Origin of the sequence: Vibrio sp. sp1, assembly GCF_016920955.1 — a bacterium.
In the GTDB taxonomy this organism is placed as follows: domain Bacteria; phylum Pseudomonadota; class Gammaproteobacteria; order Enterobacterales; family Vibrionaceae; genus Vibrio; species Vibrio alginolyticus.
On record NZ_CP060590.1, the window covers coordinates 303,440 to 317,621 of the forward strand.

12 protein-coding genes are annotated in these 14,182 nt (G+C 45.7%); 7 read left to right on the top strand and 5 right to left on the bottom strand.

Annotation, left to right across the window (positions count from 1 at the left end; all coding sequences use genetic code 11):
• The first annotated feature begins 124 nt into the window (after positions 1-124).
• The 3 genes from H9L11_RS16925 (at position 125) to H9L11_RS16935 (ending at position 3,402) form a co-directional block, all read left to right on the top strand.
• Positions 125-991: an MBL fold metallo-hydrolase gene (locus H9L11_RS16925; RefSeq protein WP_205391301.1), complete on the top strand. Its 867-nt coding sequence runs from the start codon at positions 125-127 to the stop codon at positions 989-991.
• The gene (locus H9L11_RS16930; RefSeq protein WP_021484323.1) at positions 985-1,605 is read left to right on the top strand and encodes a DsbA family protein; all 621 of its coding nucleotides are present in this window, start codon (positions 985-987) and stop codon (positions 1,603-1,605) included. Before H9L11_RS16925 ends, H9L11_RS16930 begins: the two co-directional genes overlap by 7 nt.
• Positions 1,606-1,722: 117 nt before the next feature.
• Entirely contained in the window at positions 1,723-3,402 is a 1,680-nt protein-coding gene (locus H9L11_RS16935) for a pseudouridine synthase (protein ID WP_205391302.1), read from the top strand.
• A gap of 97 nt (positions 3,403-3,499) precedes the next feature.
• Here H9L11_RS16935 and H9L11_RS16940 read toward each other — a convergent pair whose 3' ends face one another.
• Positions 3,500-4,840 carry an MATE family efflux transporter gene (locus tag H9L11_RS16940; RefSeq protein ID WP_017633826.1) on the bottom strand — a complete coding sequence of 447 codons (1,341 nt, stop codon included), beginning with the start codon at positions 4,838-4,840 and terminating at the stop codon, positions 3,500-3,502.
• A 507-nt stretch (positions 4,841-5,347) separates the two neighbouring features.
• Here H9L11_RS16940 and H9L11_RS16945 point away from each other — a divergent pair.
• Entirely contained in the window at positions 5,348-6,496 is a 1,149-nt protein-coding gene (locus H9L11_RS16945; protein WP_025768745.1) for a GGDEF domain-containing protein, read from the top strand.
• 3 nt (positions 6,497-6,499) lie between these two features.
• On the opposite strand, the gene H9L11_RS16950 is transcribed toward H9L11_RS16945, so the two are convergent.
• Positions 6,500-6,781 carry a hypothetical protein gene (locus tag H9L11_RS16950; RefSeq protein ID WP_005374405.1) on the bottom strand — a complete coding sequence of 94 codons (282 nt, stop codon included), beginning with the start codon at positions 6,779-6,781 and terminating at the stop codon, positions 6,500-6,502.
• A gap of 132 nt (positions 6,782-6,913) precedes the next feature.
• Positions 6,914-7,198 carry a pyrimidine/purine nucleoside phosphorylase gene (locus tag H9L11_RS16955; protein ID WP_005383244.1) on the bottom strand — a complete coding sequence of 95 codons (285 nt, stop codon included), beginning with the start codon at positions 7,196-7,198 and terminating at the stop codon, positions 6,914-6,916.
• A gap of 328 nt (positions 7,199-7,526) precedes the next feature.
• Here H9L11_RS16955 and H9L11_RS16960 point away from each other — a divergent pair, with 328 nt between their 5' ends.
• A complete protein-coding gene (locus H9L11_RS16960) occupies positions 7,527-8,030 on the top strand; it encodes a DUF2850 domain-containing protein (protein WP_053304032.1) in 504 nt (167 codons plus the stop codon).
• A gap of 369 nt (positions 8,031-8,399) precedes the next feature.
• Entirely contained in the window at positions 8,400-10,946 is a 2,547-nt protein-coding gene (locus H9L11_RS16965; protein ID WP_203345512.1) for a glycosyl hydrolase family 18 protein, read from the top strand.
• Between the two features lie 168 nt (positions 10,947-11,114).
• Here H9L11_RS16965 and H9L11_RS16970 read toward each other — a convergent pair whose 3' ends face one another.
• Positions 11,115-11,972 carry an alpha/beta fold hydrolase gene (locus H9L11_RS16970; protein WP_205391303.1) on the bottom strand — a complete coding sequence of 286 codons (858 nt, stop codon included), beginning with the start codon at positions 11,970-11,972 and terminating at the stop codon, positions 11,115-11,117.
• 128 nt (positions 11,973-12,100) lie between these two features.
• A complete protein-coding gene (locus H9L11_RS16975; protein WP_005374416.1) occupies positions 12,101-12,691 on the bottom strand; it encodes a TetR/AcrR family transcriptional regulator in 591 nt (196 codons plus the stop codon).
• 250 nt (positions 12,692-12,941) lie between these two features.
• On the opposite strand from H9L11_RS16975, the gene H9L11_RS16980 reads away from it, so the two are divergent.
• Complete coding sequence (locus tag H9L11_RS16980; protein ID WP_033907218.1) at positions 12,942-13,967, top strand: acyltransferase family protein; 1,026 nt, start codon at positions 12,942-12,944, stop codon at positions 13,965-13,967.
• Positions 13,968-14,182 lie beyond the last annotated feature (215 nt).

Below are 14,182 nucleotides of genomic sequence, written 5' to 3' on the forward strand. Positions count from 1 at the left end.
ATTTGCTCGAAATAAGAAATAGTGATGCACATTATTGTGTATTTTTCCGAGCGTATCAATTTCCTAATATAGCTCCCGTTCCCAAGCCATCGTCGCTTGGCCCCAAATTCTTTAGGAGCTTATTATGAAAAAATTCACTTTGATTACTGCATCCGTTTTAATGGCAAGCCCTGTCCTAGCGGCAAACCACTCTCCCCTTACTCTTGAGGTTTACAACGCCGACGGTAACAGCTTCCACGCTAACTCAACCTTGGTATACGGTGAGACTGACGCCATGGTCATCGACACTGGATTCACCAAAGCTGACGCAATGCGCATTGCCGCTAAAGTGTTGGACTCAGGCAAAACGCTTAAAACCATTTTTATCAGCCAAGCGGACCCAGACTACTACTTTGGCGCAGAGGCCCTACACCAACAGTTCCCTGATGCGCAGATCATCGCAACGCCTGCGGTTCAAAAAATGATTAAAGAGAAATTGGCTGGAAAGCTGGCGTACTGGGGACCAAAGCTTGGCGCAAACGCACCGGTAAAACCAGTGATCCCTGTCGCGTACGACAAAGCATCATTAGAGCTAGAAGGTCATAAGATTGAAATCCGTGGTAACCATGGCACATCAGCACACCGCCCTTACCTATGGATTCCAGATAACAAAGCGATTCTGGGTAACGTAGCCGTGTACTCAAACGTACATTTGTGGATGGCAGATGCCGCAGACCAAACCGCCATCAATGCTTGGGAGCAGCAACTTAGCGAGATGCTTGCGCTTAAACCTCAAGTGGTCATTCCTGGTCACATGAAAGCAGGCACAAAGCTGAACGCAGACACCATTCGCTACTCGCAACAATACTTGCAGGATTTTCAGCAAGCGAAAAAACACAGCAATAACAGCGCTCAACTCATTGACACCATGTCAGCGAAATACCCAGAAGCTCAATTGCCAATCGCGCTAGAAATCGGTGCAAAAGTGCATACTGGTGAAATGTCATGGTAACCGTGCATTACTTCTTCGATCCCATGTGTGGTTGGTGCTACGGGGCATCACCACTCATCGAAGCCTTGATGGACACCTCTCAATTTAAGGTAGAGCTTCATCCCGGCGGTATGATTGAGAAACGCGCGATTGAATCTGAATTTCGTCAGCACATCATCAACAGTGACGCTCGTATCGCAACCGAAACCGGAGCAACGTTTGGTGAAGCATATCTGCAACGCGTGAAAAGCGAAGATGCGTTTGTTCTTGATTCTTATCTACCAACACAAGCGATCTTGAGTGCGGAGAAAATGGGGCTCAATCCATGGCACATGCTAAAGGCCATCCAATCCGCGCATTATCAGCTCGGGTTAAAAGTGAATGAAGCATCGACGCTCAAAGCCATTGCAGAATCGCTAGGTTTAGCAAGTGATGCGTGGGAGCAAAACATGACGTTAAGCGAAGCCGAGCTAAACGAGAGAATTCGCTCTAGCCGACAATTGATGCGCCAGTTGCACGTTGGTGGTTATCCAACCCTGATTGCAGAAGTAAATGGCGAGTACCTGACCTTGCCGCACTCGGCCTACTACGACAAACCGGCACAGTGGAAGCTTGCATTACAAAAACTGCAATAAGCTCTTCCCCACTCGCTCTTGTTCTTAATCCAAGAGCGAGTGCCAACACCGACATGGCAATCCTGACTCAAACAGGTACAATCCTCGCTCGAATTTTTACTCGCGCGGATACCCACCATGCACTCGCCTGAACATTGTTTTACTCGTTTTACTGCTGATACTTCTGACTATGAATTACCAACGCAGTTTACGTTTCCGTTCTACTACACGCCGCATCCGCTTTGCGTTATGGCCGCAAAGCAATTGCAACAGCACTTATTAGCGCAAACCGACTTCGAACACGATTTTGGTTTGGTTAATGAAGAAACGGGGCGAGGCAAAATGTTTGGCGTATTGCTGGTAGAAAGCCCTCAAGGCGAGCTCGGCTTTTTAAGTGCATTTTCTGGCAAAATTGCTGACCAAAACTTGATTCCAGGATTTGTCCCTCCTGTGTACGACATGCTGACCGATGAAGGCTTCTTCCGCGCAGAAACGGATGCCATCAACGCCGCCAATACGGAGTACAAAACCTGTGCCGCGAATCCGGAAGTGGCGGATCTTAAAGCGCAAATCCAAGCCGACCGAGCCGCTTATCAGCAAGAGGAGCAAACACAGCGCCAAGCGATGATTGATGGCCGAGCAGCACGCAAGCGACAGCGCCAACAGGGCGAGCAAACGCTCAATGCCGATGATCTCAAAATCTTGTTGGATGAGTTGGGTAAGCAAAGTGTCGCCGAGAAAAACGTTCTCAAATACTTAAAGCAAGCGTGGGATGAAAAGCTTGCAATCAAAGAAGCGCGCTTGGCCGAGTTAGAGCAGCAACTTGCTCATCTGAAAGAGCAGCGCAAGACACTCTCCAACGCTTTACAGCACAAACTGCATAAACAATACCGCTTCCTAAACAGCCATGGCGAAGCACGCGACTTGGTGGACATTTTTGCGGACACCACAAACCCAATACCACCAGCAGGTGCAGGGGAATGTGCTGCGCCAAAACTGCTCCAATACGCGTTTAAACACGAATTCAAACCGCTGGCGTTGGCAGAATTTTGGTGGGGTGTTTCGCCAAAGTCTGAAGTTCGCCAACACAAAAAATTCTACCCATCGTGCAACAGCAAATGTCAGCCGATTTTAGGTCATATGATGCAAGGGCTGGATGTCGAACCTAACCCATTGGCGGAGAATTGGGCAGAAGACAAAGAGCTAGAGATAATCTACCAAGACGACGCTATGGTCGTCGTCAACAAGCCCTCGGGCTTACTTTCAGTGCCTGGTAAAACTATCAAGGACTCTGCTTATACGCGCCTACAAGCGATGTACCCTGATGTGGAAGGGCCGTTTGTGATTCATCGCCTCGACATGGCGACCTCTGGCATTTTGGTGTTTGCCTTAACCAAGCGCGCGAACAAAAGTCTGCAAAAACAGTTTATGGCTCGCGGCGTAAAAAAACGTTATATGGCACTGCTCGAAGGCGTATTAAACGAGCCTGAAGGGGAAATTTCACTGCCAATGCGTGGTGACCCCGACGACCGCCCACGTCAACTGGTGTGTTTTGAACACGGGAAACATGCAGAAACCTACTGGCAACTGATTGAAGTCAAAGATGGACGCAGCAAGGTATACATGTATCCGAAAACAGGGAGAACTCACCAACTACGTGTACACAGTGCTCATCACATGGGGTTAAACATGCCGATGGTTGGTGATGGTTTATACGGCGAAAAAGCGAATCGCTTGCACCTGCATGCTGAGATGCTAGAGCTGGATCATCCATACAGCAAAGAGCGCATGATGTTCAAAGCTGAGTGCGAATTCTAACGTCTTCCCGATTTTAAATAACAAAAAGGCACTGACTAACAGTGCCTTTTTTGTTTTCTAACAACAGAATAAGCGTGATGCGCAATACCGAAAACCGTTAGCTCACCTTAAACTTGGTCCACACCTGAGAGCGCCAACGTCTTGCCATGATGATACCACGTACCCATTCATCGAGTGCGATTGCCATCCAAGCCCCTAAAACGCCATAACCCAAGTGGATGCCAAAGATGTAAGAGAAAAGCACGCCTAATCCCCACATACTCAAAATCCCCATTTGCACTGGGAACTTGATGTCACCCGCGCCTTTGAGCCCCGCGATAAAAATCAGGTTAAACACACGTCCGGCTTCGAGCAAAATTGAGCCCATGACTAACGAGCTTGCCAATGCGAGTATTTCCGGTTGATCGGTAAACACGCGTAGAATCTCTTCTCTAAACAGGTAAATCAGTGTGGTTGCCGCCGTTGATGCCACAAACCCCACTAAGAAGTAGATTTGTACGCGTTTTAAAATGCTACTCACCCAACCTTTACCGATGTAGTAACCAGTCTGAATTTGCGCTGCCTGACCAATTGCCAACGCGAAAGCAAACGAGAAACGGGCAATGTTTTGTGCATAAGTGAAAGCCGCCAACGATGCCGTCCCCATTTGCACCACAAAATACACAATGCAGATTTGCGCCACGTTGTAAGACAGCACTTCACCCGCGTTCATGCCGCCGATTTTTAAGATCTTTTTGTAAATCTCTGCGGGCACTTGTTTCATGGTCGACATCGGTAGTTCAATGCTGCTGCGAGCGAGAATAAACCATAACATTAACGTACCGATGACTTGGCTGACGACGGTTGCTATTGCTACACCTTGCACACCATACACAGGTAAACCGAATGGCTGGTAAAGCGCAATATAGTTACCAATGATGTTGAACACACCCGAGATCAAATTCACCACCATTGGGGAACGTGAATAACCATGACTACGCAGAATAGTTGTAAAAACAACGCCAATCGTAACGTTAAACGTCATCGCACCGCTTATCAGCAGATATTCATGAGCGTACTGCTCAACTTGCGCTTCCAAGCCGTAATACGGGAGTAGGTATATCGCACCAAGTACGGCAATCACACTCAATAGCACACCGACGAGCACAGACAGCGCAATACTCGCAACACCAACGCTCACTGACTCTTGCTCGCGTCCAGCGCCATTGTATTGGGCAATCAAAATCCCCGTACCGCTACTGACAAACGTCGAAACGATGATTAAAAAGAAGGTAATCTGCGTGATCACACCAACAGCGGATACGGCTTTGTCTGAGTAGCCACTCAGCATGAACACGTCACTGGTTCCTAAAGCCGTCCGTAGCAAAATTTCGACAAGAATTGGCCAAGCTAATGCCACGATGGACATTCGTTGGTTGATGTTTTGGCTTTTAGGCATGCTTGTAACCTTTCCTACAACTAAAAACTGCCTCACAATATTTGTGAAGCAGTTTAAAAATAGTGACTCGAACGAAGCTCGATATGAGGTTGTGATTTAGCGCGGATTCTAGTCGCATATTGGTCATAACGACAACAATATTTCGCCCTGTTTCGGAAAAATATTTCTAATGCATTTTCGAAACGACATATGCCTTGACGATACGTAGAGCAGAGATTGGTGAACAATACTCTCAATCAACGAGCACCGAACAGAATCAGGATAATCAATAGAAATGCGTCTAACTAGATACATTACTTTGAATTATCAGTCCAACCATATAGAGCCATGAAGAACCGTCATGAAAACCTGCATGCGCCACCATTCCTCTTTGAACACTCGCACCAAATCACACTGATGGCTTTGCACTAAAAATGACTGATATCACATTTGGAAACTTTGTTGTTCTATTTATCGCGAAAATACCGCCTAGAATAAGCGTACACGTTAATTAAGCAAGGATACGTAATGTCGACATTGGCTGGGGCGCGCTTAGAAGAAATGGCGGACATCCGCTCAACAAGAAAAAAGAAAATTGTCTTTTTATGCTCCAGTATCGCCGCTGCCTGTTTAACTTATGGTTCCATTGCTCAATCACTTGAGAATAACTGGGGTTTAAGCTTTTTCCATGCTTTATGTGCCCTGGCATGCTTAGCAATCAGTTATGTAATAAAAGTCCAGCGGCACCATCAATACGCCGACTTATGGCTAAGTGCTGTCTTAATGTTCGAAGGGTTATTGTTACTTCTGTATAACGACGCTCCGTCAGGCAAAATGTTATGGCTATATCCTATTGTCGCCACTCTGGTATTAATTAATGAGTTTAAGGTCGGTCTGCTGTTCAGTGGCACCTACATTTTACTGATCTTTTTTGGGGTCGCTTTTTTAGATCGACTGCCAACAGCCACAGAAATCATAGAGCGGAGATTGATGCTGACCCTGATAGCGACCGCGTTTGTGTGTCACACGTTCTCGTATTACTACACGAAAGTCCTCAATTACATTCAAACACTGTATCGTGAGGGGATTGAGGAGTTAGCATATTTTGACCAGCTCACTGGGCTTGCCAATCGCTGGAGCTTTGAGACTTGGGCGCGCGCAAAGCTCGATGAAATCAAGCACTCATCTGATGACAGCATCACCGCATTGGTCTTTCTCGATATCGATAACTTCAAGCACATCAACGACACCTACGGGCACGATATTGGTGACCAAGTACTTCAAGCCTTCGCCACTCGATTAAAAAATAACATTCGCAACAAAGACAGAAAAACAGATAAACACGACTACTCCATCGCTCGATTTGCGGGCGACGAGTTTGTAATCATGCTTTACGATGTAAAAAGTAAAGATGACCTCGACAGCATCCTAAAACGGATCGTGAATCTGTTTCCGACAGGTTACCGAAGCTACGATATGATTAACGAGTTAACAATGAGTGTAGGTGCTGCTATCTATAAGCAAGATGCAAAGGATTTGTCTGAATTGACTCGATGTGCAGATAAAGCAATGTACGCAGCTAAACATACTGGTAAAAACCAGTACGCCTTTTATGAGCACTGCAATACGGAAGAACAGTCAACATCTGATGCGCCAGCGGTACCAGAAGCTTGCTAATGACTAAGCGAACACATGCATCACCCAAAGCCCCACAACGAGGAATACGATTAACCACACTACTTGCAACGTTCTGTTCGGCTTGTCTTGCTGACGAGTGGGGTGATCTTTAAACGCACGGCCCTTCATTTTGCCCATTAAGCTCTTTCCTAGAGCACGTCGATAAAATTCACGTCTCTTATGAGCGGCATTGGCAACTTCGGTAAAGCGCTGTCTTTGCTCATTGGTGAGATCTTTGTCCTCGTAACGAGGAGGGAGATCAGAATGCTTGCGTTGTACTGCCATCACTTCCTCCCTGGTCGATGGGTACATTTTTATTAAGTATATACCCAAATAACCAAAAAGATGCGTTATAAGTGAAGCACATAGACGAAAAAACCACCCGAAGGTGGTTTTATGACGAGCAACAAATGAACGCTAGAAGTACTCACATAAATACGCAGTCGCTTCTTTCACTTGAAGCTCAAATGAAGAATTACCTTCCACTTCAAAAAACTCACCACTTTGATAAGTCGTCCAATCGCTCTCGCCAACACGCTTGACCACAAGCGCACCTTTTACAACCGTCATACGCTCTGGTGCTTGAGTACCAAACGTGTACTCACCAGGAAGCATCACACCAACGCTAACATCCTGATCTTTCTGGTTAAAGCCTAGTGATTTTACACTACCAGCAAAATAGCTATTTTCCTTAATATTCATTATTGGTTTCCTTATCAAAAGTCCGCTCTTTTTTACCTTGTTTCTTTCCGTTACTCAAGCTTTGAAAGCCATTAAACTCAACGTAATAACGCACATCCTTTACTACTGAGCGAGAACCTTTTTTCGCAAGGATTAATCAGGCGACCTAAACCGAGCAAGAAAACCTGCGAAGTAATGAATGTGAGCAAACAATAAAACTATCAATAAGATGTGTATCTGAATGTAAAAGTGGACATTAGATCATAGTTTCGTCGTCTCAATGGCGGGATTGTTTGTTTTTAAAAAGGAAGGTTTCCACCATGTTAAAAAAGTGGAGAAAATTAGATCTATGACGGACTCGACTCGCCGAAGGCGAAAAGCACGACAAGAACCAAAACTTTCATTTTTGGCTCGCCACCAATCCAAAATCCTCAAGAGTACATTTGTCTGCTTCGGGATGGGTCTGTTGACGTTTTTTGGCTATCAAATCCACCTCTCCTATCAAGACCACATTGATCCGGAAAAGGTGTACGGCGAATGGATTGAGATTGGCGCGCCACCCTACCAAACAGAACGTCTCGTTTTCACTGAAGATGGGGTATACCGAAACCATCGACTTATTACGACGGAATTTGAATTCGATGGCAAGGTCATCACGTTGAATACCGGATTAGGAAAGACATCGTATCAGATCTCGGGCTCTCATCTTTCACCTCAAATACGCCGTATTGAGCCTCTTATTCCAGATCAGCGATTCATTCGTAAAGGATTTGAGCATACCGTTCAGGGCTCTGAAACCGGTGCAGCCTCTAAACGTCGCGCCGCGTTGAGTGAACACTTCAGCCGTGACTAATACGTCTTCACGGCTATTTTTCCTTTCAATTCTCTTTCTATATCAATGAAACAAAACCTTAATAAACAACAAAATAAGGCCTTCATCGCATTTAACTAACTCGTTACTGAGTAAACAATAATTTTAGTTTCTGCTGAGATTTTATAAATTATTGACTCAGTCTGACACTTTCTGTGTAACAGAGTGCGAGTTTTAGTTAAGTTCTCTCAAGTGCCTCGAAAACCGTCTTAATTTTTTTTGACGAAAAAAAACTCTCTGAAATGCTGAGTGTGATGCTTTTGCACGTGGAGTAAATCCAATCATCTTATCTGGTGCAAGAGCAGCCTATGTTCTAGGTAGAACATGAATCCAAGGATTGAGAGAGAAGTTATGATTCGATTTAACCTATGTGCAGCTGGAGTTGCTTTAGCGCTATCAGGCGCTGCAGTTGCGGCTCCAACCGCACCAAGTATCGATATGTACGGTTCCAACAACCTTCAGTTTTCTAAAATTGAACTCGCGATGGAAACCACGTCAGGCTACTACGACATGGTGAAATACCATGAGCAAGCGAAGATTACTGTTAAATTTAACCAGTGGAGTGGCACACCTGGTGACACTTACAACGTCTATTTTGATGGTGTAAAAGTAGCAAGCGGCCCTATCACTGGTAGCCAAACGACAGCTTCGTTTGAATACGGCCAAGGTGGCTTATACCAAATGGAAATCGAAGCATGTGATGCGACAGGTTGTGCGAAAAGCGCACCAGCTGAAATCACAATTGCAGATACCGATGGTTCTCACCTGAAGCCACTAACGATGAATGTTGATCCAAACAACAAAACCTACAATACCGATCCAAGCGTCGTGATGGGTACGTATTTTGTTGAATGGGGCATCTATGGCCGTGACTACACAGTCGATAATATGCCGGTCGACAACTTGACTCACATCCTTTACGGTTTTATCCCAATTTGTGGCCCAAATGAGTCTGTGAAGTCTGTTGGCGGCAACAGTTTCAACGCGCTACAAACTGCTTGTACAGGTGTGCCTGATTATGAAGTCGTTATCCATGACCCTTGGGCTGCTTATCAGAAGAGCTTCCCACAAGCTGGTCATGAATACAGCACGCCTATCAAGGGTAACTACGCAATGCTAATGGCATTGAAACAACGTAACCCAGATCTAAAAATCATCCCATCGATCGGTGGTTGGACACTGTCTGACCCATTCTTCGATTTCGTGGACAAGAAAAACCGTGACACATTCGTCGCATCAGTTAAGAAGTTCCTGAAAACTTGGAAATTCTACGACGGTGTTGACATCGACTGGGAATTCCCTGGCGGCGGCGGTGCAGCTGCCGATAAGGGCGACCCTGTAAACGATGGCCCAGCATACATCGCACTGATGCGTGAACTGCGCGTAATGCTTGATGAATTAGAAGCTGAGACAGGCCGTACTTACGAGCTAACGTCCGCTATCGGTGTCGGTTACGACAAGATTGAAGACGTAGACTACGCAGATGCGGTGCAGTACATGGATTACATCTTCGCAATGACTTACGACTTCTACGGCGGTTGGAACAACGTTCCTGGTCACCAGACTGCGCTTTACTGTGGTTCATTCATGCGTCCTGGTCAGTGTGACGGTAGTGGCGTTGATGAGAACGGCGAACCATACAAAGGTCCTGCTTACACAACAGATAACGGCATCCAACTTCTTCTTGCTCAAGGCGTTCCTGCGAACAAGCTAGTACTTGGTACAGCAATGTACGGTCGTGGCTGGGAAGGCGTAACTCCAGATACGCTAACCGATCCAAACGACCCAATGACAGGTACTGCTACAGGTAAACTGAAGGGCAGCACAGCGCAAGGTGTTTGGGAAGATGGCGTAATTGACTACAAAGGCATTAAGTCATTCATGCTAGGTGCAAACAACACTGGTATTAACGGCTTCGAGTACGGCTACGATGCACAAGCAGAAGCACCATGGGTATGGAACCGTACTACGGGCGAGTTGATCACATTTGATGACCACCGTTCAGTGCTAGCAAAAGGTAGCTACGCGAAGTCTCTTGGTCTTGCTGGTCTATTCTCTTGGGAAATTGACGCGGATAACGGTGACATTCTAAACGCGATGCACGAAGGTATGGCTGGTGGTGTGGTTCCTCAACCAAACCGTAAGCCAACCGCAGCCGCTGGCGCAGATCAATCGGTAACAGGTCCTGCAAATGTGGTTCTAGATGGCAGCCTGTCAAACGACTCTGACGGCACCATCGCAAGCTACGCTTGGGAACAAGTATCTGGCACAGCAGTGGTACTAACAGGTGCAAACTCAGCGAAAGCAAGCTTTGATGCAGCAGAAGTTACTGTTGAAGAGCAATTAACTTTCAAGCTGACGGTGTCTGATAACGAAGGTGCAACGGCATCTGACCTCGTTGTAGTAACAGTGAAACCAGCAGGTGTTGTTGACCCAGTGAACAACGCACCAGTAGCGCAAGTTGTTGCTCCAGCAACAGCAAACGCTGGTGACGTTGTGGTTGTAGATGCATCTGCGTCTAGCGATGCAGACAACGATACCCTGACATTCAACTGGACTCTACCTCAAGGTCTGAATGCAACGGTTGAAGGCTCTAAAGTCACGTTCACTGCTGCGGAATACCCGCAAGACACAAGCTTAAGCTTCACTGTAAGTGTGAGCGACGGTAAAGCGTCTTCATCGGCAAGCGCGACAGTGGTTGTTGCACAGCACACAACCGATCCGAACCCTGGTAATTGTGACAACGCATGGGATGCGAGCGCTGTGTACACAGGTGGTAACCAAGTGACTCACGCAGGTAAAACGTGGGAAGCGAAATGGTGGACTCAGGGTGACGATCCTAGCCAATCTGGCGAATGGGGCGTTTGGAAAGAAGTTGGCGTAGCTAACTGTAACTAACTTCAGCCTTGCAGACTTTCTGCTAAATAAACAAAGGACAGCTTCGGCTGTCCTTTTTGGATTTAACCTCTTAACGAGGAGAGCAACACCAGAGACGAAAAAATCTGAGGTGTTACTTTCAAATCGAATTAGCGCAAAACGGAGCGAATCAATCAGTAAAAGTAAGGGTTACCAAGCACTATCGAGCAAACGGTCAAAACTACTGAAGACTTGCTCACACTTCATCACTCGACCATGCCCCTGACCTTGTGTTGTCACTAACTCAACGTTTTTAATCTCTTCAGCCGCTTTTGCCGAGACACTGTATTTGGTGAACTTGTCTTGCTCATCATGAATAATAATGGTGTGAGACGGACGCTCAGACAAACGCTTCATCGGATCAATGGACTGTAACGGATAACCAAATTGGTCTTCAACTTCTGAAACCACAGCATTAAAAAGCTTCATCGAGTAACCGGAACGTGCAATGCTACCGAATAAGTTCTCTACGTAATTTAATACCGGAGCAATAAGCAGCAAAGGCTTGTTTTCTAACTTACTGTGCCTACACTCAAGAGCAGAAGCGGTGCCCATGCTGTGCCCAACTAGGCCAACAATATCCTCGACCGTATCCAACACATCTTCTAATCCTCTGACAAACCCCGGAATGTGCCCATACTGCCCCTCACTCTCACCATGTGCCGGATGATCGTACGCCAAAGCAGTAAACCCTTTCGACGCAATATGTTCCATCAGTGGATAAAACTGACTTGCCGTTCCAGACCAACCATGAGTTAGCACCCAAATAGGTCCAGATCCCAAAGTATAGGTTTTGATGATGCCTGTATGCCCTTTAATTTCACCTTTGATAAGCCCTTGAGGTTCAATATTTTTAGGTTGCGTACGAGCCGGTGTCAGAAGAAGCTTGCGCGCGGTCTTCTTTGCATGTGACGGGGCCAGTGTATGGTGTAACCGAGTACTAATGTTCACCAAACTGCGCTTAATACTGAAACGTTGCGATGTATTAAAGTAAATTTTTTCACTCATAATCATGTCCTTAACTATCAGCTTTGCACAAAATAGAACGGTCGTGCTTTTTATACTGATAAGAAAGAGCGAAGTCAGCCGCTCTTTGTGATTTTATGTCTACGAATCTGGGAAGCGAATAACCGATATTAGCCTTTCCAGCGAGAAAATAAGTTGTCGATCCCTTGCCAAAACAGACGCAAGCTTTCTTGCTCACCTTTAATTGAGTAAAAAACATGCGCACTCAAATAGAGACCGTACAAATCAAACGTTGCTTGGCGTGTATCTAAGTCTGCTGCAAATTCTTGCTTCTCTTTGCCTTTCGCTATTTGGATCTCCAAATAACTCAGCCAAGTGTCTATGGATTTACGCAGTCCGGCCTGAAGCGGGCAATCTTTATCTGCCGTATCATTCCAAGCGTCAAGAAACATACAACTTCCTTGGAATGCGTGATTCCAAGTCATCCAAGAGTCGAGCAACCCTCGAATTTTACGCTCGATATTGCCATCCCCGAGTTCTCGAGCAGGCTCAATAACCCGATCAGCGAACACTTTATTGGCGTGATCAAGCACCGATAGCTGTAAATTCAACTTCGAATTAAAGTGGGCAAACAGACCACTTTTCGACATACCGCATTGCTTGGCTAACTCTCCAATCGTAAGACTTTCTAATCCGTCTTCGCTGGCGATCTCGAAAGCCCGCTGCAGAATAAACTCTTTTGTCACTTTTCCTTTTTGCATAGTCTTATTTTTAGCACGATCGTTCTTTTTTGCAATCTCGAGTTAACTGGTCTAACCATTATTCAGTGCTATTTTCGACTCACGAATCAGGTATTGATTGCGTTAATAGGTTAATAATTAAGAAGTTTGAAGTAAGTCTTAATTTTCAAAACAGCTTCAATGTAAGCGCAAGTCTGTTGACTTTTTCACGTATTACTTCAGTAACAACCTGCTATTTTCACCTAAGTTTTTTATTTAGGTAAACAATGTAATGGCAAAGAAACAAAAAATAGCCAGCTTAGAGTTTGCACGTATCATTGCAATGCTTGCGATTGTGGGTTTGCATTGCCAGATGGCACTGACGTACTGGCAGTGGGATGGGATACCATGGGTTGGCTATATGCTCAACCAACTGGCTCGTTTTGCTGTTCCGCTATTCTTTCTCATCTCGGGTTATCTAATCCAGCCGAAGTTGAGTCATTCACCTATCGATACTCTTAAGAACTACGCCAAACCGTTAATGAAGGTTTGGCTCATTTGGAGCATGATCAGTTTACTGATGCCATTCCAATGGCAGACGGTCGCTGAGGCTGGGTATCTCGCCGAAAGGCAAGGTTATTGGGGGTACTTAATGTCAACCCCGATCAATTCACTCATCGAAGGCGGACTCGTTCATCTGTGGTTTATTCCGGCTCTGGTCATTGCCGTAGCGTTAATTGCCTTTCTCGTGCATATCAATATGGTGCAACTGATACTGCCAACCGCAGTATTGCTATACATATACGGGGTCTTTGCTGGCAGTTACGCGACCATTACCGACCTGCCAGCGCCTTTCTTTACTCGTAACGGGCCTTTTTTCAGCACGTTGCTAGTTGCTCTAGGTTATTCCGCACGAGAAGCGCAGTGGCGGTGGTCGCGAAACAATACGGTTCGATGCATTATTCTTGGCATGGCACTGCATTTTGGTGAAGCTTACTGGCTGATGCAACATGACATCGCTTTCAACTCGCACGACTTCCTATTCGGTACCGTTATCTGGGCTGTAGGTGTCTTTATGTGGCTTTTGGCTCACCCTCATTTTGGCGACATGCCTTGGGTCTTCAAACTATCTCCTAGCGTGTTAGGGATATATGTTAGCCATCTGCTTATCATAATTGTCATGATGAATGTCGCTGGATTTATCGGGCTGCAACACCTCGCGAAAGATGTGTTTATTTATCCTGCAACGATTGTTGCAACCATACTGCTTGTGAAAGCAATTGACACTTCACCGTTGAAAAAATGGCTCCTACGCTAAATGCATTCAGCTCTAGATATAGCTAGCTTTAACTCAAAAGGGTTAGAGCTAGCCAGTTAAAAATGAGATTTCTCTCTCACTGACCAATTTTTGACTTTCTAATCCTTCAGAATTTGCTTTCACTCACAAAAAACATTGTTCATTTCCTTTAAATTGGCTCGACTATTACAACATTGCTCATTAAACGGAGGCTGTATGTGGGCAGGTCAAGGACT

Bases quoted from the DNA above. Each gene is read 5' to 3' on its own strand.
- H9L11_RS16925 (WP_205391301.1), top strand. From the start codon at position 125: ATGAAAAAATTCACTTTGATTACTGCATCCGTTTTAATGGCAAGCCCT.
- H9L11_RS16930 (WP_021484323.1), top strand. From the start codon at position 985: ATGGTAACCGTGCATTACTTCTTCGATCCCATGTGTGGTTGGTGCTAC.
- H9L11_RS16935 (WP_205391302.1), top strand. From the start codon at position 1,723: ATGCACTCGCCTGAACATTGTTTTACTCGTTTTACTGCTGATACTTCT.
- H9L11_RS16940 (WP_017633826.1), bottom strand. From the start codon at position 4,840: ATGCCTAAAAGCCAAAACATCAACCAACGAATGTCCATCGTGGCATTA.
- H9L11_RS16945 (WP_025768745.1), top strand. From the start codon at position 5,348: ATGTCGACATTGGCTGGGGCGCGCTTAGAAGAAATGGCGGACATCCGC.
- H9L11_RS16950 (WP_005374405.1), bottom strand. From the start codon at position 6,781: ATGGCAGTACAACGCAAGCATTCTGATCTCCCTCCTCGTTACGAGGAC.
- H9L11_RS16955 (WP_005383244.1), bottom strand. From the start codon at position 7,198: ATGAATATTAAGGAAAATAGCTATTTTGCTGGTAGTGTAAAATCACTA.
- H9L11_RS16960 (WP_053304032.1), top strand. From the start codon at position 7,527: ATGACGGACTCGACTCGCCGAAGGCGAAAAGCACGACAAGAACCAAAA.
- H9L11_RS16965 (WP_203345512.1), top strand. From the start codon at position 8,400: ATGATTCGATTTAACCTATGTGCAGCTGGAGTTGCTTTAGCGCTATCA.
- H9L11_RS16970 (WP_205391303.1), bottom strand. From the start codon at position 11,972: ATGAGTGAAAAAATTTACTTTAATACATCGCAACGTTTCAGTATTAAG.
- H9L11_RS16975 (WP_005374416.1), bottom strand. From the start codon at position 12,691: ATGCAAAAAGGAAAAGTGACAAAAGAGTTTATTCTGCAGCGGGCTTTC.
- H9L11_RS16980 (WP_033907218.1), top strand. From the start codon at position 12,942: ATGGCAAAGAAACAAAAAATAGCCAGCTTAGAGTTTGCACGTATCATT.